15 protein-coding genes are annotated in these 19,031 nt (G+C 65.0%); 10 read left to right on the top strand and 5 right to left on the bottom strand.

All coding sequences use genetic code 11. The annotated features are described in order from the left end of the window. Nucleotides 1-5 precede the first annotated feature (5 nt). Nucleotides 6-3,479, top strand: a complete 3,474-nt coding sequence (locus tag ACQR07_RS27580; protein WP_434905251.1) for a PAS domain-containing protein — start codon at nt 6-8, stop codon at nt 3,477-3,479. On the opposite strand, the gene ACQR07_RS27585 is transcribed toward ACQR07_RS27580, so the two are convergent. Beyond that, a complete protein-coding gene (locus tag ACQR07_RS27585) occupies nt 3,464-4,669 on the bottom strand; it encodes an NnrS family protein (RefSeq protein WP_434905252.1) in 1,206 nt (401 codons plus the stop codon). The genes ACQR07_RS27580 and ACQR07_RS27585 overlap by 16 nt on opposite strands. A 162-nt stretch (nt 4,670-4,831) precedes the next feature. Here ACQR07_RS27585 and ACQR07_RS27590 point away from each other — a divergent pair, with 162 nt between their 5' ends. Next, nucleotides 4,832-5,551 (top strand): Crp/Fnr family transcriptional regulator, encoded by a 720-nt coding sequence (locus ACQR07_RS27590; RefSeq protein WP_434905253.1) that lies wholly within the window; start codon nt 4,832-4,834, stop codon nt 5,549-5,551. Here ACQR07_RS27590 and ACQR07_RS27595 read toward each other — a convergent pair whose 3' ends face one another. Both ACQR07_RS27595 and hemN read right to left on the bottom strand, forming a co-directional pair. Then, entirely contained in the window at nt 5,552-5,743 is a 192-nt protein-coding gene (locus ACQR07_RS27595) for a DUF1858 domain-containing protein (RefSeq protein ID WP_434905254.1), read from the bottom strand. A gap of 84 nt (nt 5,744-5,827) precedes the next feature. Continuing rightward, nucleotides 5,828-7,180, bottom strand: coding sequence for an oxygen-independent coproporphyrinogen III oxidase (hemN, locus tag ACQR07_RS27600; RefSeq protein WP_434905255.1), 1,353 nt, complete (start codon nt 7,178-7,180; stop codon nt 5,828-5,830). Between the two features lie 203 nt (nt 7,181-7,383). Here hemN and ACQR07_RS27605 point away from each other — a divergent pair, with 203 nt between their 5' ends. From ACQR07_RS27605 to ACQR07_RS27620, 4 genes are all read left to right on the top strand, one after another. Continuing rightward, entirely contained in the window at nt 7,384-7,593 is a 210-nt protein-coding gene (locus ACQR07_RS27605) for a hypothetical protein (RefSeq protein WP_434905256.1), read from the top strand. Between the two features lie 436 nt (nt 7,594-8,029). After that, nucleotides 8,030-9,124, top strand: coding sequence for a copper-containing nitrite reductase (nirK, locus tag ACQR07_RS27610; protein ID WP_434905257.1), 1,095 nt, complete (start codon nt 8,030-8,032; stop codon nt 9,122-9,124). A gap of 52 nt (nt 9,125-9,176) precedes the next feature. Then, nucleotides 9,177-10,055: an SUMF1/EgtB/PvdO family nonheme iron enzyme gene (locus tag ACQR07_RS27615; protein ID WP_434905258.1), complete on the top strand. Its 879-nt coding sequence runs from the start codon at nt 9,177-9,179 to the stop codon at nt 10,053-10,055. A gap of 159 nt (nt 10,056-10,214) precedes the next feature. Beyond that, nucleotides 10,215-11,933 carry a hypothetical protein gene (locus ACQR07_RS27620; protein ID WP_434905259.1) on the top strand — a complete coding sequence of 573 codons (1,719 nt, stop codon included), beginning with the start codon at nt 10,215-10,217 and terminating at the stop codon, nt 11,931-11,933. Between the two features lie 111 nt (nt 11,934-12,044). On the opposite strand, the gene ACQR07_RS27625 is transcribed toward ACQR07_RS27620, so the two are convergent. Together ACQR07_RS27625 and ACQR07_RS27630 are read right to left on the bottom strand one after the other, a co-directional pair. Beyond that, nucleotides 12,045-12,695, bottom strand: coding sequence for a CoA transferase subunit B (locus ACQR07_RS27625; protein WP_434865802.1), 651 nt, complete (start codon nt 12,693-12,695; stop codon nt 12,045-12,047). Continuing rightward, nucleotides 12,695-13,423 carry a CoA transferase subunit A gene (locus ACQR07_RS27630; RefSeq protein ID WP_434905260.1) on the bottom strand — a complete coding sequence of 243 codons (729 nt, stop codon included), beginning with the start codon at nt 13,421-13,423 and terminating at the stop codon, nt 12,695-12,697. The genes ACQR07_RS27625 and ACQR07_RS27630 overlap by 1 nt, the downstream gene beginning before the upstream one ends. A gap of 299 nt (nt 13,424-13,722) precedes the next feature. Between ACQR07_RS27630 and ACQR07_RS27635 the strand changes: the two genes are divergently transcribed. The 4 genes from ACQR07_RS27635 (at nt 13,723) to ACQR07_RS27650 (ending at nt 19,028) form a co-directional block, all read left to right on the top strand. After that, the gene (locus ACQR07_RS27635) at nt 13,723-15,669 is read left to right on the top strand and encodes an AsmA family protein (RefSeq protein WP_434905261.1); all 1,947 of its coding nucleotides are present in this window, start codon (nt 13,723-13,725) and stop codon (nt 15,667-15,669) included. A 142-nt stretch (nt 15,670-15,811) separates the two neighbouring features. After that, nucleotides 15,812-17,191: an ABC transporter substrate-binding protein gene (locus ACQR07_RS27640; protein WP_434905262.1), complete on the top strand. Its 1,380-nt coding sequence runs from the start codon at nt 15,812-15,814 to the stop codon at nt 17,189-17,191. Nucleotides 17,192-17,304: 113 nt separating this feature from the next. Continuing rightward, a complete protein-coding gene (locus ACQR07_RS27645) occupies nt 17,305-18,180 on the top strand; it encodes a carbohydrate ABC transporter permease (protein WP_434905263.1) in 876 nt (291 codons plus the stop codon). Beyond that, nucleotides 18,177-19,028: a carbohydrate ABC transporter permease gene (locus ACQR07_RS27650; protein WP_434865797.1), complete on the top strand. Its 852-nt coding sequence runs from the start codon at nt 18,177-18,179 to the stop codon at nt 19,026-19,028. The genes ACQR07_RS27645 and ACQR07_RS27650 overlap by 4 nt, the downstream gene beginning before the upstream one ends. Nucleotides 19,029-19,031: the final 3 nt, after the last annotated feature.

Here is a 19,031-nt window from a genome sequence, read left to right on the forward strand (position 1 = left end):
CGCCCATGACCTATGCCGATCGCGAAATGCAGGCCCTTTCCGACCCCCGGCTGGCCGCCCACGCCGCGGGCAGCCTGCCGGCATGGCTCTGGTCGATCGACGGCAGCCGCGTGCTTTGGGCCAATGAAGCGGCCGCTCGCGTTCTAGGTTCAGTCAGTCCCCGGTCGCTGAGCGAGAAGACGTTCGGACCGGCAGATCAACACCGGCGTCAGATCGCCCAGCTGGCGCGCCGTCTCCCCGAGAGCGGCACGACCAGGCTCGAGCGCCTGCGCGGTTTCGGCGCGCCGCTCGGCACGCTGGCGACCTGCGGCTGCGGGCTGATCGAGCTGTTCGACGGCACCCGTGCCGTTCTGATCACCAGCGGAGATCATGGCGGACGCAGCGTTCCTTTCGTCGATCGTCTGAAGCGCCTCGTGGAGAGCAGCGAGCTTGCCCTCATCGCCTTCACGCAAGACGGCGCGTTCGCCGGCATCAGCATGCACGGCCGGCGCCTGTTCGGAATTCATGACCTCAGCGAGCCGGTCTTCGCCGACGCCCGCAAGGTGGCACTGGCCGACGGAATGGCCGAGGTGCAGTTCGGCACCGGGCGTGCCGTGCTCCACCGCGTCGGCACGGGCAGCCAGACCGGTTTGATCGCAATCCCGGCGGCGGCGCCGGCGGATGAAGACCACCTCCCGATCGCCTACGCGCAAGACGCTGCGATTGCCGTTCCGGCATCGCCAGACGACGCCAATCCTCCTCCAGAGGTCGCGGCCGAAAGCCCGCCTCCTCCTCCGATGGACGCAATGACCGAACGCGAAATCGACTACGAGACATCAGCGCAATCCAACGAAGCGCCGGCCGAATTCCTGCTGATCGACGACCCGGCCGAAGCCGAACTGTTTGCGCCGCTAGCAGATGAAGTCGCGACGGAGAGCGGCTCGGTGCGTCCGGAAGTCACGCCGGACGTGACTGCGTCAGATCACCAGATGCTGGACCGTGAAGAAGCCGTGTCTCCGGCCCAGGAAGATCTCGCTTCGACGCTAGCCGGCTCTGAGCCGGAAGCCCCGTCAGAGGCGGCGCTCAACGACTCCTCGCTAGGAGGGCGTCGGCATCCGCTGCGCTTTTCATGGCAGATCGATGCCGAAGGACGCTTTACGATCGGCTCCGATGAGTTCGTCCGCCTGATCGGCGACCGCAGTGCCGCCCATCTCGGCCGCCCCTGGCGCGACATCGCCACCTCGCTCGGAGTTGATCCGGAGGGACGCGTCACCTCCGCCTTAGAGACGAGAGAGACCTGGAGCGGCCTCGTCGTCATCTGGCCTTCAGACGCTGGCGAGCGGCTTGCCGTCGAGCTCTCGGGCCTGCCCGTCTTCACCGCCGAAAAGACCTATTCCGGCTATCGCGGCTTTGGCGTCTGCCGCGATCTCGACGCTCTCGACCGGCTGGAAATGCGGCAGCATGCGAGCACGGCCGAAGCGCCTCACGCCGACGACATCGACCAGGATCAAGCCGAACTCGCGCCGGCGGACATCGCCCAATCCGACCACGCGCCGGCCGCAGATGCGCCGCCCCAACAGGACAACATCACAGCCTCGATCCAGGACGCTTTTATTCCGACGGCGGCGCCCCACATCGATGGTGTCGGACTTGAAGCGGCCGGCAACGTAGTTCCGTTCCGTGCCCCCGGTGAGACCAAGCATCCGGCCCTGACACCCGTGGAGAACAATGCGTTTCATGAACTTGCGCGGCAGCTGTCGGCCAGGCTCGAAGGCGAAATTCGCAATTCGCCAGCGGAACCGAGCGGCCTGTTGCCGGAGCCGGTGTTGCGCATGACCGAGCCTGCGCCGCCACAGCAATACGATCCGCTGGCGGCGGGCGCGACGGCCGATCAAGGCGGCAGCCTGCAGGCGGACTGGCTCGCGCCCGAGCCGCCACCGGCCCATGGCGACAGTCAGCGCGATCGCATCCTGCTCGACCTGCTGCCGACGGGCATGCTGATCTACCGGCTCGACCGGCTGCTCTACGGCAACCCCGCCTTCTTCCGCCAGATGGGCTACGCCGATCTAGCGGCGCTGGAACAGGCTGGCGGCCTCGATGCGCTCTATGTCGAGCCGGGAGCGTCGTCGTCCAGCAAATCCGAGACGGGCACGCCGGTGACGATCTCGGCTGCCGACGGCTCCTCCAGCGCGGAGATCAAGGCCGAGGCCCGGCTGTTCGCAATCACATGGGACGGTGACACCGCGCACGCGCTGATCTTTGCACCGCCGCCTGGGCCGGCGGCGGCCATCCCGCCGCTGACCGAGGCTGCGCCTGCGCAGGCCGCACCGGCGGCTCCGCCGCCGCTCGTCGTCGCGCCGCCACCCGTCGCCGGTCACGCCGATGCCGAAGACCTCGCCGCCATCCTGGATGTCACCACCGAAGGCATCCTGATGTTCGATGCCGGCGGCAACATCCATGCTTGCAATCGCAGCGCCGAGGCGCTGTTCGGCTACAACGGCACCGAGCTGATCCGCCGCAATCTCATCGAGCTGTTCGCGCCGGAAAGCGCCCGGCTGGTGCTGGACTATCTCGATTGCGTGCAGCAGGCCGACACATCCAGCGTGCTCGATCAGGACCGCGAGGTGCTCGGCAAGGTCGCGCAAGGCGGCGCGGTGCAGCTGTCAGTAACGATCGGCCGGACCCGGACCGACGGCCCGAATTTCTTCGCCGTGCTCCGCGATCTGTCGCAGCTGCGCCGCGGCGAAAGCGAGTTGCTGCAGGCGCGGCGCGTCGCCGACCGGGCCGCCAACGCCAAGGCCGACATGCTGGCGCGGATCAGCCACGAGGTGCGTGCGCCGCTGAATGCGATCATCGGCTTTGCCGAAGTAATGATCGGCGAACGTTTCGGCACCATCGGCAATGCTCGCTACGCCGAATACATGAAGGACATCCGCAATTCCGGCGAACGCGTCGTGTCGCTGATCGACGATCTGCTCGAATTGTCGCGCATCGAGACCGGCAAGCTCGAGCTCGCCTTCACCAGCCAGAACCTGAACGAGCTGGTTGAAAGCTGCGTGGCGGCGATGCAGCCGCAGGCCAACCGCGCCCGCATCATCATCCGCACCTCGCTGTCGCAGGCGCTTCCCCCGGTCATTGCCGACTCCCGGGCGCTGCGCCAGATCGCGACGAATCTGATCTCTGCCTCGATCTCGCTCGCCAACGCCGGCGGCCAGGTCATCGTCTCGACCGCCACCTCCGACTTTGGCGAGGTGGTGCTGCGCGTGCGCGACACCGGTTACGGGCTGAACGACCAGGCCGTGGCCGCGGCGCTCGAGCCGTTCCGCGCGTCGGCCGCCGAGCAGAACCCCGACGATTCGGGCGGCCCCAGCCTCTCGCTCACCAAGGCGCTGGTCGAGGCCAACCGCGCGCAATTCCACGTCAAGGCGGCGCCGAAGTCGGGCACGCTGATGGAGGTGGTGTTCTCGCGCGCGGTCGCACGCAATCAAAGCACGGGCTGAGTCGTCGCGCGCACCGCCAGTGCGCGCAGCCGAAGGCCGAGCAGCAGCGGTCCGAACGCCAGCGCATAGCCTGAGAATGCCAGGATCCAGGCGAAGGCTGCGACATGCAGCAGCGCTCCGGCGTGGGCCGGCGCGAGCACCGCGCAGACCCGCGTCACTGCTGCAACGATGATCGCAAGGTAGATCGCCTGGGTCGCGACAGAAGCCGTCAGCGCCTGTCCCGTGTGCCCAAGCGTGGCGCGCGTCATCACCGCGAGCGTCATGATGGCGGCAGCACCGGCCATCCAGGCGTGCAGTCCGGCGCTCGGCAGAACCCAGCCGAAGCTTGCAGCGGCATTGATCAGGAAGCCGAGCGGCACGAAGGCGTAGCCGACATGCAGGATCACCAGCAGCCGCTCACGCAGCGTGCGATCGCCCGCCCAGCGCGCCAGCCTCACCGCATGCATCACGCCCGCCACGAAGAGCCCGGCACCAGTGATGGCGCTGTCCGGCAACACGATCCAGCCGATCAGGCTCAACGCACTGACCAGCACGACAACCATGTCGAAACGGCCGAAGGGCGCCGGCAGCCGGCCGGGATTGTGCTTCACCAGCCAGTTGCGCGTGAAGCTCGGCGTGATGCGGCCGCCGATCAGCGCCAGCAGCAGCACGATCACCGAGACGCCGATGCGGATTGCATAGTCAGCCGAGCCATGCAGATGCGCTTCGACGTGGAACGCGATGTTGCCGGCGCACAGCAGTCCGACGATCGCGACCACCGGCAGATTCCGCCAGTTCCGCCCGGCGGCGATCTCGCGGGCCGCTGCGAGAACGACCAGCAGCAGAAAGCTGGCATCGATCAGCAGCGCCGCCCACCACGGATAGAGCGCCGACGAGGTCACGGCCAGCCGTCCAGCGAGCCAGACAATCACCAGTGTCAGCAGCGGCAGACCCCTGATCGGCAGCCGTCCGGTCCAGTTCGGGATCGCGGTGAACAGGAAGCCGGTGACGATGGCCGGCAGATAGCCATAGAGCATTTCGTGCACGTGCCAGTCGCGCGGCGCAAAGCCCGAGCTGAGCTTCAGCTCTCCATAGAAGGCCGGGAGCCAGATCAGGATCGACAACGCGGCCTGGATTGCGCCGAGCAGGAAGAACGGCCGGAACCCGTTGGCGAGAATGGTCCAGCCCTGATAGTTGCGCGGAATGGCCATATGCGTGCTCGTTCGATGTTTGACGGGAACCGCGCCGATGGGGCGCCTTCCACATGTAGTTGCACACGGTTCGTTGCGGATTGCGCCAGCACAAACTTCCGGCCGATCGCGAAAACGTGTTAAGGAGCAGCGCAGTGCGCCGTGCCCTGCCCGGAGAACATCATGGCTTCCATCGACCGCTCACTGGTCGCGCATCTGCCGCTGTTCGCAGGCCTCTCCACGGAGGATCTCACCGACGTGCTGCGCGAGGCGCGATCGATGCGCGTGCCCCGCAACGGCGCGGTGTTCGAACAGGGCGCCGATGCGACGTCGTTCTTCCTGCTGCTGCATGGCCATGTCCGCGCCAGCAAGACCACGCCGACCGGCGACCAGATCGTGGTGCGCTACGTGGTGCCGGGCGAGACCTTCGGCGTGGCACTGGCGATCGGCCTGCAGCATTATCCGGCAACGGCCACCGCGGTCGACGACAGCGTCGTGCTGGCGTGGCCATCCGCCGCGTGGCCGCGGCTGGTCGCCCGTTTCCCATCGCTGGCGGCGAATACGCTGCAGACCGTCGGCCAGCGCCTGCAGGAAACCCATGCGCGCGTGATCGAGATGTCGACGCAGCAGGTGGAGCAAAGAATCGCGCATGCGCTGCTGCGGCTCGCGAACCAGGCCGGCCGCAAGCTCGATCACGGCGTGCAGATCGACTTTCCGATCAGCCGGCAGGACATCGCGCAGATGACCGGCACCACGCTGCACACGGTCAGCCGCATCCTCTCCGCCTGGGAGCAGCTCGGCCTCGTCGAGAGCGGGCGACAGAAGATCGTGCTGCGCGAGCCGCACAAGATCGTGCTGCTGGCCGAACAGAACGCGGACGGCGCGTCCAGCTCGCGCTCCTGATCACGTGCAGGCGCAAAGCGCCGTGAGGAATGCGTCGGGATCGACGCCATGCTCTCGGCACGCATCCGCGACGTTGTGAAAGCAGGCGATCGGGCAGCCGACGCAGCGCATCTGGAAGGCGAGGAAGACGCTGATCGTCTCCGGCCTGCGCTGCATGACGTCGTCGACCAGTTCGTCAAAGGAGATTGGCATGCGCGCCTCCATTCCAGCATGAATGGTAGCGCGAATGCCCACCGGCATCTTTGTTGCGGCACAAGCACCGCAACAGGTCACGAGCTACACCGCGCGGCTGTGCAGCTGTTTGGACGCGTCGAGATGCGCATCGAACGCCGCGGCCACGCTGCGGACCAGGAAGCGGGAATGCTCGGTCACGGCCAGCGCGCCGCCATTGAGCTCGACGACGCCGTCCGAGATCAGCGCCTGCAGCCGCGGTGCAGATCGCAACATGGCATCGGCCTCCATGCCGTGGCGGGTGCAGATGACATCGAGGTCGACGCCATAGTCGCACATGATGCGCTCGATGATGTCGGCGCGCAGGCGATCGTCGTCGGTCAGGCCATAGCCCTTGACCGTGCCGAGACTGCCGGAGGCAATCTTCTCCTCATAGGCGCGAACCTGGGGCGCGTTCTGGACGTAGCCCTGCGGCAACTGGCCGATCGCCGAGGCACCGAAGCCGATCAGCAGATCGTTGGCGTCGGTCGTATAGCCCTGGAAATTGCGATGCAGCCGGCCTTCGCGGAACGCCACCGTCATCGGGTCCGTCGGGAGCGCAAAATGATCGAGCCCGATCTGGACGTAGCCGGCCTCCTTCAGCGCGTCACTGATCGCACAGGCCTGATCGTAGCGCTCCAGACTGTCCGGCAGGGCGGTGTCCTGGATTTTGCGCTGATGCGACTTGAACGACGGCACATGCGCATAGCCGAACACGGACAGCCGGTCGGGACGCAGCTCGATTGAGCGCCGAACGGTGTCGAGACACGATGCGACCGTCTGATACGGCAGCCCATAGATCAGATCGAAATTGATTCCGGCAACGCCCGCCTTACGCAGTCCGGTCGTGGCCGCCGCGGTCTGCGCGAAGCTCTGCACCCGGTTGATGGCCTTCTGCACCTGCGGGTCGAAGCTCTGAACGCCAAGGCTCGCCCGGTTGACCCCGCTGACCCCGAGCGCGTCGATCATCGCCGGCGTCAGCGTGCGCGGATCGATCTCGATGGCGATTTCGGCCGACGGCTGAATGGCAAACGAATGACGCAGCGAACCGATCAGGTCGATGACCGACTCCGGCGTCATGATCGTCGGCGTGCCGCCGCCGAAATGAATGTGACCGACGGGAAGCCGCCGCCCGATTTGGCGCGACACCATGTCGATCTCGCATCGCAGCGCCGACTCATAGACGGCCACCGGCTCGTCGCGCTTGGCGACCATCGTGTTGCAGCCGCAATACCAGCACATCGACCGGCAGAACGGGACATGAAGGTAGAGCGATGCCGTCGCCCCGGCGGGGATCGCTTTCAGCCATTCGGCATAAACGGAGGGGCCGACCGCCGCCGAGAAATGCGGCGCAGTGGGATAGCTGGTGTAGCGCGGAAGGCGCTCCTGTCCGTAGCAAGCCGCAAGATCTGGTCTCATGTCCCGCCGTCCCCCCTGGAGTTTGGACGTTTCTTGACACAGGGCATGGCAGGCAGCCTTGAGCTTCCTCAAGGTGCTCCGAGCAGGAGCCCCGTGCGGCCATCATTCAACCCGCAGCTTTCGCCAAAGACTTTGCGCTTCCTCAAAGTGACGGGCCAATTTTCCGCCATGATCTGGCCATCGAACGAATCGAGGGACCCGCAATGGACGCTCTGGAGCTGCTGATCCGTATCTTCGCTGCCCTCTGCAACGTCCGCGGCCACATTCCCCAATCCGACGGCTTCGAATCCTTTCGCGACGATTCGGCGCCGGACGGCCTACTCGGCAATATCGCGATGTTCCTGACCACGGTCTTCTGCATCGCTGCCGGCGTGGCCTTCGTCGTGCTGCTGGCCGTGCGCTGGCTGAGCTGACAATCAATCCGGCGCGAGCGCGCCGTCCTCCTCTGGCCCGCTTACCTCAAGCCCGACCGCATACAGCGAAACCCTTTCGAGCCAACTCCCTCCGCGTCATGGCCGGGCGCCGTCCCGGCCATCCACGTCGTTCGGCATGCTCTGACGGACGTGGATGCCCGGGACGGAGCCCGGGCATGACGACGTTGAGGCAGCTTAGCGAACCGTCACGTGCGATGACCTGAGTGCATTCCCACGTTTGCTTCTCGGTACCATCCGACACGACCTCCTCGCGCGAGGAGGCAAGTCAGTCGCAGGCGTAAGCAAGCGCAGGCAGCGCCTCGTCTTACGGACAATTCCGCAATTGCTAACTTGCTTGTTGCAGCACAAACAAGCTTGGCTCCATCAGGCGCATGCTGATCGCGACACATAGCAGATCGAAATGAAGGAGCGATCAATGTTCACCCGCCGCACCGCCCTGCTCAGTGCAGCCATCGCCGCGATGATGCTTGCGGCTCCCGCCATTGCCGAGGACCTCAAGCTGCCGCGCCAGCAGGTCGACCTGGTCGCCCCGCCCTTCGTGCACGCGCACGAGCAGGCCACCAAGCAGGGGCCGAAGATTATGGAGTTCAAGCTCGTGGTCCAGGAGAAGAAGATGGTGATCGACGAGAAGGGCACCACCTTCCAGGCCATGACCTTCAACGGCTCGATGCCGGGCCCGCTGATGGTCGTTCACGAAGGCGACTATGTCGAGGTGACGCTGGTCAATCCCGTGACCAACACCATGCCGCACAACATCGACTTTCATTCCGCAACGGGAGCGCTCGGCGGCGGCGCGCTGACTCTGGTGAACCCGGGTGAGCAGGTCGTGCTGCGCTGGAAGGCGACGCGGACCGGCGTGTTCGTCTATCACTGCGCCCCGGGCGGTCCGATGATCCCCTGGCACGTGGTCTCCGGCATGAACGGCGCCGTGATGGTGCTGCCGCGCGACGGTCTCAACGACGGCCACGGCCATGCGCTGCGCTACGATCGCGTCTACTACATCGGCGAGCAGGACCTCTACGTGCCACGCGACGAGAAGGGCAACTTCAAGTCCTACGACTCCCCCGGCGAGGCCTACACCGACACCGAGGAGGTCATGAAGAAGCTGATCCCGACCCACGTCGTGTTCAACGGCAAGGCGGGCGCGCTCACCGGCAAGAATGCGCTCACGGCCAATGTCGGCGACAACGTGCTGATCGTGCACTCGCAGGCCAACCGCGACAGCCGCCCACATCTGATCGGCGGCCACGGCGACTATGTCTGGGAGACCGGCAAGTTCTCCAACGCGCCGGAGACCGGGCTCGAGACCTGGTTCATCCGAGGCGGCTCCGCCGGGGCAGCCATGTACAAATTCCTGCAGCCCGGCATCTACGCCTATGTCACGCACAACCTGATCGAGGCGGCCGATCTCGGCGCGACGGCGCATTTCAAGGTCGAAGGCAAATGGAACGACGACCTGATGACGCAGGTGAAGGCGCCGTTCGAGATCCCGACCGGTTCGACCAACTGATCATCTCAAGGGGGCCGGCCTGGCCGGCCCCCACTTGCTTCGATGTGCTGCCATGCTGCTCGCATTCAAGATCAAGCTCACCCTTGCCTGCATCGTCGGAGTGGCCGGTCCGACGGCAATGACTCCGATCATCGCGGCGCTGCAGAGCCCCGCAAGCTTCAGTGAACCTGCGCTGACGGAAATTGCGTCCGGCGTGATCAAATACCGCGATTCCGGCGATCACCTGCGCAACGGTCGCCAGGCCGAAGCCCCCATCACCACGGTTCGCTTCGATCGCCCGTTGACGATCATGACCAACCAGGTCAGCGCCGCCGACTATCAGGTCTGCGTCGAAGCGCGTGCATGTCGCGCGCTCGATCGCGACGTTGCTGTCGCCATCGACCGACCGGCCGTGCAGGTGAGCTGGCTCGACGCGACAGCCTATGCCGATTGGCTGTCGCACCAGACCGGTCACCACTACCGGCTGCCGACCGACGCCGAGTGGGCCTATGCCGCCGGCAGCCGCTTCAGGGACGACGGCCTCGCCGTCGACGAGGCCGACCCGTCACGCCGCTGGATTGCCCGCTACGAGCGGGAAGCCGCTGTGCCCGAAGATCCCAAGACCCGCAGCTTCGGGGCATTCGGCACCAACGAGCATGGCATTGCCGACATGGCGGGCAATGTCTGGGAATGGACCTCGACCTGCTTCACCCGCAAGTTGCAGGACGATGCGGGGCGCATCGTCAAGACCTTCAGCAATTGCGGCGTCCGCCTGGCCGAGGGCGCCCACCGGGCCTACGTCACCGATTTCATTCGCGACGCACGGGCCGGCGGCTGCGCATCGGGCACGCCGCCCGCCAATCTGGGCTTCCGGCTGGTTCGCGAGCAGCTGCCCTGGAGCCGGACCATCGCGCAGCGCATCGGCGCCCTCCTGAGCGCCATCGGCGCCTGATCGCGGCCATGGTCACGGCCGGACTGTCGGCCATCTGTCGGCGGCCGCCGACTGGGACAAATGACAGTCACCCAAAATCAACTTTTGGTTGCGACATTGAGGCTGCAAACGTTACAGAATTGGCTGTGAAAGTCGCGTTGAGCGGACCAGGAGGCGAGTGTGATTTCTCGACATCCGCCGGTCTTCTTCACGTCAGACCTGCATGGCTATGGCATCGGCAATACCGGCTGGTTCGACGACGCCACACCGCGTGCGCTCGCCGGTCGTTGCCTGCTCGATGCGCTCGAATATCTGCGCGCGGCGCCCAAATTCGCGGCGAAGGATTGGCACCTGGTGAATGCCAACGCGGCCCGTATCGTCCACCAATGTCTGACCGATCCCGCGATCTCCCGACCAGATGTCCTCGATCGCGTGGCGCCGGCCATCGAAGAGATCTGCGCGGGCATCGTCGGAAGCCGGCAGTCTCGCATGCCGTTCTACGGCGACGACTTCTGGGATTGGGCTGGGGTCGTCGACGCGCTCTGCGAGGTGCAGACCGTCTCGGCAACGGCGGCGCAGGTCGCCAAGCGTGAGCTGGACCAGTTCCGCAGAACGGCTCAGATCCGCCTGCCCAATGGACTTTCGACGGGCGACCCTCAGCACGAGTGGTTCGGTCCAGCGATTGCGGCGCGCACCCATCATCTGCTCGAGACGCGCTCGCCTGGCTTCAACTCCGACTTGCGCAGTGAGCTGCAGGCGCAGGCGCTCGAGCCGATCGAACGCGGCAGATATCGCGGCCGGCAGGTAACGCCCTGGCAGCTCGGCTGGCACTACGGCCAGGTTGTCGGGGAATTCCAGCGCGCCGCCAGCGAACAGGCCGCCGAGTTGGCCGACTTCTCCTGGCTCGCGACGCCGATGGAGCCGAGCAAGCGGGCGCTGGTGCTCGCGCGCGTCCTGCAGGGCGCCTTTGCCGTCAAGGATCGTCGCACGCTGCTTCACGCACTGGAGGAGCTCTATCGCTGCGAGACGACGTCCCGCCCGTTCGGGCAGGGCATCATGGGCGCCAGCGTGGTTGCCTCGCTGGACGTGCTCGAGGCGCTGTGGCCGCAGCTCGACGCCCGCGAGAAGGCGAGCATGAATGCGATGCTCGACGCGCTTCGCTTCCTGCATGCCAGGAGCCACACCGTCGGCTTTCTCGTGCAGAGTCCCGAGGACATCGAAGGCCTGATCCAGGCCATGGGGCCGGGAACGCTGATCGAGCAGCGCAACGCCGGACGGGCCATCATCCGGCACGCCAGTTTTCACGCCATCATCTGCCTCGGCCGCTCCATGACGGAGATCGCCAGCGCGACCGCACTGGCGATCGAGGAGCATGGCGCGCGCTGGCTGATCCTGCCAGGGCGCGCCCATGCGCTTGGCGAGCCGCTCCCCCACGCCAGCGGCGCTCCCTATTTCTCCGGAGCCGGACCCGGCAATCTCGTGATCGCCACCGCGGTGGCGCCGTTCCGGATCCAGGTCAAGCTACGCGACGCGCTGAGCAGCGCCGACCCGCCGCTCCGCGATGGCAGCAGCATGATCATCCCCGCCGATCCCGAACTATGCCGACTGGCGCATGACGCAGCCGGGGCGATGCAGGGTGAGATCGGCCCATTCTTCGAGGGCATGATCGTCACGCGGGACGGCGACGGCAGCGATGGGGACATCACGGCCGTGTTTCCCGGCGCGCTGGCCGCTGATGACACGGCCTATGTGGTCGGACTGATCTGCCTCAGCCGGAACATTCCGTTTCTCTCGATCCAGAGACTGGCGGATCCCGGCGGAATGATTTCTCCGGCGACCGGCAATTCCGCCTGTCAGCTCGCAGTCAAGGTAGCCGACATGCTGGGGCGGCGCGCGTAGCGCGCACGTTGCGTCCAAACCGTTCGCCGAGACGACGCCATCACAGGCCCAGCTACGCAAAGAGCGGAGACGCCTTCGCGTCTCCGCTCTCCGTCTGATCGTCGAGAAGTGTCAGGTATTCTTCAGAGCAACGCGGAATTCCGCTTCGGTCTTGGCCTTGACCTCGTCGAGCGTCACACCGTCGGCGAGTTCGATAAGCGCCATGCCGTCATTGCCGTGCTTGTCGATCGTGAACACGGCGAGATCGGTGACGACCATGTCGACCACGCGCTCGCCGGTCAGCGGCAGCGTGCACTGCTTGAGCAGCTTAGCACCGTCCTTGGCGCTGTGCTCCATGACGACCACGACGCGCTTGACGCCAGCGACGAGATCCATGGCGCCGCCCATGCCCTTGACCATCTTGCCCGGGATCATCCAGTTGGCGAGATCGCCGTTCTGGGCCACCTGCATGGCGCCGAGGATCGACAGATCGATGTGACCGCCACGGACCATCGCGAACGAATCGGCCGAGGAGAAGTAGCTGGTGATCGGCAGCTCGGTGACGGTCTGCTTGCCGGCATTGATGAGGTCGGGATCCTCTTCGCCCTCATACGGGAACGGGCCCATGCCGAGCATGCCGTTCTCGCTCTGCAGCGCGACGTCGACACCCGGCGGGATGTAGTTGGAGACCAGCGTCGGAATGCCGATCCCGAGATTGACGTAGTAGCCGTCCCGCAGCTCCTTGGCGGCGCGCGCCGCCATCTGCTCTCGCGTCCAGGCCATCAGATTTCCTCCCCGGCTGCCGCGGCAGGTTCACGTTTGCGCACGGTGCGCTGCTCGATTCGCTTGAGCGCGGTGCCCACCTGGATGATCCGCTTCACGAAGATGCCCGGCGTGTGGATGTGGTCGGGATCGATCTGACCGGCCGGAAGCAGATGCTCGACCTCGGCCACGGTGACCCGAGCCGCCGTGGCCATCATCGGGTTGAAGTTTCGCGCCGTCTTCCGGTAGACGAGGTTGCCCGCCGTATCGCCCTTCCAGGCGTGCACGATCGCGATATCCGCGAACAGGCCGCGCTCCATCAGATATTTCTCGCCGTCGAACTCGCGAACTTCCTTGCCCTCGGCGACCAGCGTTCCGACGCCGGTCTTGGTGAAGAAGGCCGGGATGCCGGCACCGCCGGCGCGGATGCGCTCGGCCAGGGTGCCTTGCGGGCAGAACTCGAGCTCGAGCTCGCCGGCCAGATATTGCTGTGCGAACAGCTTATTCTCGCCGACATAGGACGAAATCATCTTCTTGATCTGCCGCGTCTCGAGCAGTCGGCTGAGGCCGATACCGTCGACGCCGGCATTGTTGGAGATGACGGTGAGATCCTTCACCCCGGATTCGCGAATGGCGTCGGACAGGGTTTCTGCAATGCCGCAAAGGCCAAACCCGCCGGACATGATCGTCATGCCGTCCTTGAGGAGGCCCGCAAGGGCGGTTTTGGCGTCCGGATAGACCTTGTTCATACGGAAATGACCTGATGGAAGGCGGGGGAGCGCGCAGATATCGACCGGATTATTAGGCGAAATCTTCGCAATGCGTCAATGACGCCTTCCCAACGCAACCGTCCTGCTCTAGCAGTCGAATCGACCGGCGCCTCGGTGAGGATCCTGGGCCGGAACACGAGCATCTGCGCCGCAATCCTGACACACCAGCGGCGCGGCCTTGAAAGCGTCAAGAAAGCGCATCAAGTTGTTGATGTTGGCAAGGGTTTTCGGCGCGCCCTGCCCATCCCGAGCAACCAGCGATCCGACGATCCCAGGACATGTCCGTGACTTTGGCCCAAGGAATGAGGCGCCTCGGCACGCCGATTGCGGTGCTGCTAGGGGTTGTATTCATCGGGCTGTTCGTCAGTTCCTGGCTGGTCAATCGGGACGCCCTGCGCCGGGCCGTCGAGACCCAGATCCGCGCCGTGACCGGGCTCGAGCTGGTCGTCAAGGGACATATCGACGTTTCCTTGTTTCCCGGCAGCTACGTCTCGTTTCACGACGTCGGCCTGAAGGGCGGTGGCACCGAGGATGCGGCGCTGCGCGTCGATGTGCTGACGGCCAACCTCCAGCTGCTGCCACTGCTGCTGCAGCGATTCGAGATCGCCGACCTGATGCTGTTGCGCCCCCAGATCAACGTGGTGCGACAAGCCGACGGTGACACCAACTGGACGCCGTTCATCCAGACCATCGCCCAGACGATGCGGCCGGGCCCCGACAGTCAGATGTCGTTCTCCGAGATTCGGATCCAGGACGGCATCCTGGTGTTCGACGACAACGGCGGGCATGCGTCGGAGCGGCTCGACGACATCGACCTGTCGCTCGCCTGGCCGTCGATTTCGCGGTCCTTCGCAGCCACCGGCCAGTTCGACTGGCGTGGCCAGCGGATCGAAGGATCGATCAGCGTCAGTGATTTCCTCGCCGCTCTCTCCGGAGACCGCTCGGGCCTGAAGATGCGCCTTGCCAGTCCGCCGCTGAAGGTGGCCTTCGACGGCACGGTAGCCAACCGCACCAGCGCCCTGATGGAGGGCACGCTGACCGTGGACAGCCCCTCGCTGCGCGAAGCGTTGCGCTGGACCGGCCAGACGCCGCTCGGTTCCGGCGGCTTCGGCCGCTTCGCGCTGCGGGCGCGGGCCAACGTGGTCGGCGCCTCGATCGCGCTCACCAACGTCAATGTCGAGCTCGACGGCAATACGGCCGAAGGCGTCATGACCTACATCAACAACGGCCGTCAGACCCTGCAGGCGACGCTCGCGGCCGATGCCCTCGATTTCACCCCGTACATCTCCACCGTTCGGCTGCTCGCCAATGGCGCGCGCGACTGGAACCGGCAGCTGTTCGACCTCAAGGCATTGTCGACGACGGATCTCGACATGCGGCTATCAGCCGCAAAGGTCACGGTCGGGCCGTCCAAGCTCGGCCGAACTGCGTTTGGTGCAAACCTGCGCAACGGCGTGCTCGCGCTCTCGGTTGGCGAGGCCCAGATGTATGGCGGCGTCGTGCGTGGCTCGTTCGGCATCGCGCGGGCCGACACGGTGGCAGACGTCAAGGCCGAGCTGCAATTCGCGGACGTCGATCTGCAAGCCTGCGCCAACGAGCTGTTCGGCGTGTCCTCGCTGTCCGGCCGCGGCAATCTGAACGTCTCGTTGACCGCCTCAGGCTCGAGCCCGTTCGGGCTGGCGCAATCGCTTGATGGCAGCGCGACGTTGCAGGGCCATGACGGATCGATCTCGGGCTTCAATGTCGAGCAGCTCCTGAAACGCCTGGAACGGAGTCCGTTGTCGCGCGGCGGCAACTTCCGCACCGGCTCGACGCCATTCGACTCCTTGACCGTTGCCGTGAAGTTCTCCGAAGGGATCGCGACCGCGGAGGACATCCGCGTCGAGAATCCGACGGCGCGCATCACGATGACGGGAACCGCGTCGGTGCCGAGCCGTGAATACGACTTCAAGGGCGTGGCGAGCCTGCTGTCCAGCGGCAGCAGCAGCGGTTTCGAACTGCCCTTCGTGGTTCAGGGGCCCTGGGAAGATCCTCTGATCTTCCCAGATCCGGAAAGCCTGATCCGCCGCGCGCCGGCGGCAGCCCCCCTGCTCGATGCCCTCAAGGATCGCAAGGTGCGCTCGATGCTCGAGCGCTTCACCGGCGGCGGCCTGCGTCCCGCACAGTCCGACGATGCGACGCAGCCCGACCCTGCGCCGAGCGGCAGTCCTACGAAACAGAATTGATCGCGGCGGGCCCGTTAAGCGTGATGAGGCTGCGGCTGAGTCGCGACCTAGGTCTGATATATTACTTCTGGATCGAGCCGGTGCCCTGAGCTAGTGTCCGCCACAACCGATCAACCAAGATCGGCGGATCAGGGAGAGACACGTGAAATCCAGGGGAATGGGTGCGCTTTCAATCGCAGTAGCCGCCGGGCTTTTTTGCGCTGCAGCACCAGCCGTCGCTCAGGACACCATCACCGTCTGGTGGGGCAAGGGCTTCTACAAGTCCGAGGACGACGCGCTGCTCGACGTCGTGAAGAAATTCGAGGCCAAGACCGGCATCAAGGTCGAGCTGTCGCAATATGCGATCCAGGACATGATCCCGAAGACGGTTGCTGCGCTGGACTCCGGCACCGTGCCGGACGTGGCCTATGCCGACACCTACGACGTCCAGGCCCAGGGCAAGTGGGCCTATGAGGGCAAGCTCGAGGATCTCACCGACATTCTGGAGCCGATGAAATCGGCGTTCGCGCCGAATACGCTGGAAACGGCCAATCTCTACAACAACGTCGCGAAGAAGAAGGCCTATTACGGCTTCCCGCTGAAGCAGCAGAGCATGCATGTCCAGATCTGGAGCGATCTGCTGGACAAGGCAGGCTTCAAGCAGGCCGACATCCCGACCAAGTGGGAGGATTACTGGACGTTCTGGTGCGACAAGGTGCAGCCGGGAATCCGCAAGGCGACCGGCCAGCGCATCTACGGCGTCGGTCAGCCGATGGGCGTGGAATCGACCGACTCGTTCCAGTCGTTCTACACCTTCATGGACGCCTACAACGTCAAGCTGGTCGACGATGACGGCAAGCTGCTGGTCGACGACCCCAAGGTGCGCGACGGCCTGGTCAAGGCGCTGAAGGACTATACCGACACCTATGTCCGCGGCTGCACGCCGCCGTCCTCGACCACCTGGAAGGACCCCGACAACAACGTCGCCTTCCACAACAAGACCATCGTGATGACCCACAACTTCACGATCTCGATCGCGGCCAAGTGGCTGGATGACTCCAACAACCAGGCGCTCACGCCCGAGCAGCGCGCGGCCGGCAAGAAGGCCTATGACGAGGAGATCATCACCGCGTCGTTCCCCAACAAGCCGGACGGCACCCCGATCAAGTACCGCTCCGACGTCAAGACCGGCCTCATCTTCGCCAATGCGAAGAACAAGGCGCAGGGCAAGGAATTCATCAAGTTCCTGATGCAGGAGGAGAACCTCGGCCCCTACATCGAAGGCGCGCTGGGCCGCTGGTTCCCGGTGACCACCGCCGGCCAGAAGAGCCCGTTCTGGCAGGCCGACCGCCACCGCAAGGCCGTGTACAACCAGTTCACCGGCGGGACCACGCCGTTCGACTTCACCAAGAACTACAAGTTCACGATTCTCAACAACGAGAACGTCTGGGCGAAGGCGATGAACCGCGTGGTCAGCGAGAAGGTTCCGGTCGAGAAGGCCGTGGATGAGCTGATTGCCCGCATCAAGGAGGTCGCCGGCTAGTCGTGCGCATCGTGATGCACTAGCCTGACGTCCCGACAACGACTAAGTCCCGGCCGCAGAACATGCGGCCGGTTTGGCTATCGGCGGGAACAGACGACCGAAAAGAGACACCCATGGCGATCACGCTCTCAGCTTCCGATTCCGCGATCGCGGAAGCACCAAGGCCGGCGCGGCTCACGCCGCCGCAGGTGTGGGGCATCGTCATGCTGGCGCCCTACCTGCTCGTCTTCCTCGCCTTCGTCGTCTATCCCGTCGGCTACGGCCTGTGGCTGGCGCGCGACCCGGCGAGCTATGTCGCGCTGTTCAACGACCCGATCTTTGCGCGCGCCGCCGTTAACACGTTGATCTTCCTGCTCGTCGGCATCAATCTGAAGATGCTGATCGCACTGTTTTTGTCCGGCTTCTTCGTGCAGCAGCGCGGCTGGATCAAATGGCTGTCGGTCATCTTCATCCTGCCCTGGGCCGTGCCGTCGATCCCGACCATCCTGTCGGTGCGCTTCATGTTCAATCCCGAATGGGGCGTGGTGAACCAGCTGATCTTCAAGTTCACCGGGGATGACGGTCCGAACTGGCTGAACAATCCAAGCGTCGCACTGAGCATGGCCATCGGCATGCACATCTGGAAGTCGCTGCCGTTCTGGACCCTGATCCTGATGACCGGGCGGCTCGCGATCTCGCAAGACCTGTTCGAGGCCGCCGAGGTCGACGGCGCCACCTGGATGCAGAAGTTCCGCTACATCACCTGGCCGTCGATGCAGACGCTCTACATCACCTGCACGCTGCTCTCGATGATCTGGACGCTCGGCGACTTCAACAGCGTGTATCTCTTGACCGGCGGCGGCCCGGCGGATCTCACCCACGTGCTGTCGACGCTCGGCATCCGCTATCTCCGGCTCGATCAGCTCAGCCTGGCGATGGCCTCTATCGTCTGCGCGATGCCGCTGGTGCTCCCCCTGGTCTATTTCATGATGAAGCGGTTGTCGCGATGAAGCTTCCTACCCTCCGCGAGGTCGGCACCGAGGCCCGGCTGCTGCTGATCGGCATTCCCGTCTTCATCTGGACGATGATCCCGATCTATCACATGTTCCTGTTCGCGATCTCGCCCAAGGAGGACGCGTTCTCGGGCAAGCTGTGGCCGGACCATCCGACCCTGAACAACTTCCGGATCGTCTTCAACCAGCAGCATTACTTCCTGCGCGACTTCTGGGTGCAGTTCGGCAACTCCGTGGTGATCGCCGTGGCCGTCGGCGCGCTGACGCTGATCATCGCGACCTGCGCCGCCTATGCGATCTCGCGGCTGCGCGTGCCGGGCAGCCGCGCGGTGATGAACCTCGCGCTGTTCACCTATTTCATCCCGGCGGCGTTCCTCGCGGTGCCGATGTATCGCACCATGGGCAAATACGGCCTCCTCAACAACGACTGGTCGCTGATCCTGGCGATGGTCACGATCGCCTCGCCCTACGCGATCTGGGTGCTGAAGCAGGCTTCCGACAAGCTCCCGGTCGAGCTGGATGAAGCGGCCGTGATGGATGGCGCGAGCCCGCTGCAGATCTTCCGCCTCGTCTACGTGCCGCTGATGATGCCGTCCCTGGTCGCGATCGGCACCTATGCCGTGCTGCTGGCCTGGAACGAATATCTCTATGCGTTCCTGCTGCTGTCGAACGACAAGGCGATCACCCTGCCGGTGGCGCTCGGCAACTTCCTGGCTGCCGACGATTCGCCGTGGGAGCTCCTGATGACCACCGGCTTCATCTACGCGCTGCCGCCGGCCGCCGTCTATTACGCCTTCAAGCGCTACATGGTGGGCGGCCTCACCGCAGGCGCCGTGAAGTCGTGACGG

Origin of the sequence: Bradyrhizobium sp. HKCCYLS20291 (genome assembly GCF_051167715.1) — a bacterium.
Taxonomy (GTDB): Bacteria; Pseudomonadota; Alphaproteobacteria; order Rhizobiales; family Xanthobacteraceae; genus Bradyrhizobium.

What these genes read in the sequence shown, in the direction of transcription:
- ACQR07_RS27650 (WP_434865797.1), top strand. Translation starts at nt 18,177, where the DNA reads ATGAAGCTTCCTACCCTCCGCGAGGTCGGCACCGAGGCCCGGCTGCTG.
- ACQR07_RS27630 (WP_434905260.1), bottom strand. Translation starts at nt 13,423, where the DNA reads ATGAACAAGGTCTATCCGGACGCCAAAACCGCCCTTGCGGGCCTCCTC.
- ACQR07_RS27645 (WP_434905263.1), top strand. Translation starts at nt 17,305, where the DNA reads ATGGCGATCACGCTCTCAGCTTCCGATTCCGCGATCGCGGAAGCACCA.
- nirK (WP_434905257.1), top strand. Translation starts at nt 8,030, where the DNA reads ATGTTCACCCGCCGCACCGCCCTGCTCAGTGCAGCCATCGCCGCGATG.
- ACQR07_RS27595 (WP_434905254.1), bottom strand. Translation starts at nt 5,743, where the DNA reads ATGCCAATCTCCTTTGACGAACTGGTCGACGACGTCATGCAGCGCAGG.
- hemN (WP_434905255.1), bottom strand. Translation starts at nt 7,180, where the DNA reads ATGAGACCAGATCTTGCGGCTTGCTACGGACAGGAGCGCCTTCCGCGC.
- ACQR07_RS27615 (WP_434905258.1), top strand. Translation starts at nt 9,177, where the DNA reads ATGCTGCTCGCATTCAAGATCAAGCTCACCCTTGCCTGCATCGTCGGA.
- ACQR07_RS27605 (WP_434905256.1), top strand. Translation starts at nt 7,384, where the DNA reads ATGGACGCTCTGGAGCTGCTGATCCGTATCTTCGCTGCCCTCTGCAAC.
- ACQR07_RS27585 (WP_434905252.1), bottom strand. Translation starts at nt 4,669, where the DNA reads ATGGCCATTCCGCGCAACTATCAGGGCTGGACCATTCTCGCCAACGGG.
- ACQR07_RS27635 (WP_434905261.1), top strand. Translation starts at nt 13,723, where the DNA reads ATGTCCGTGACTTTGGCCCAAGGAATGAGGCGCCTCGGCACGCCGATT.
- ACQR07_RS27625 (WP_434865802.1), bottom strand. Translation starts at nt 12,695, where the DNA reads ATGGCCTGGACGCGAGAGCAGATGGCGGCGCGCGCCGCCAAGGAGCTG.
- ACQR07_RS27590 (WP_434905253.1), top strand. Translation starts at nt 4,832, where the DNA reads ATGGCTTCCATCGACCGCTCACTGGTCGCGCATCTGCCGCTGTTCGCA.
- ACQR07_RS27580 (WP_434905251.1), top strand. Translation starts at nt 6, where the DNA reads ATGACCTATGCCGATCGCGAAATGCAGGCCCTTTCCGACCCCCGGCTG.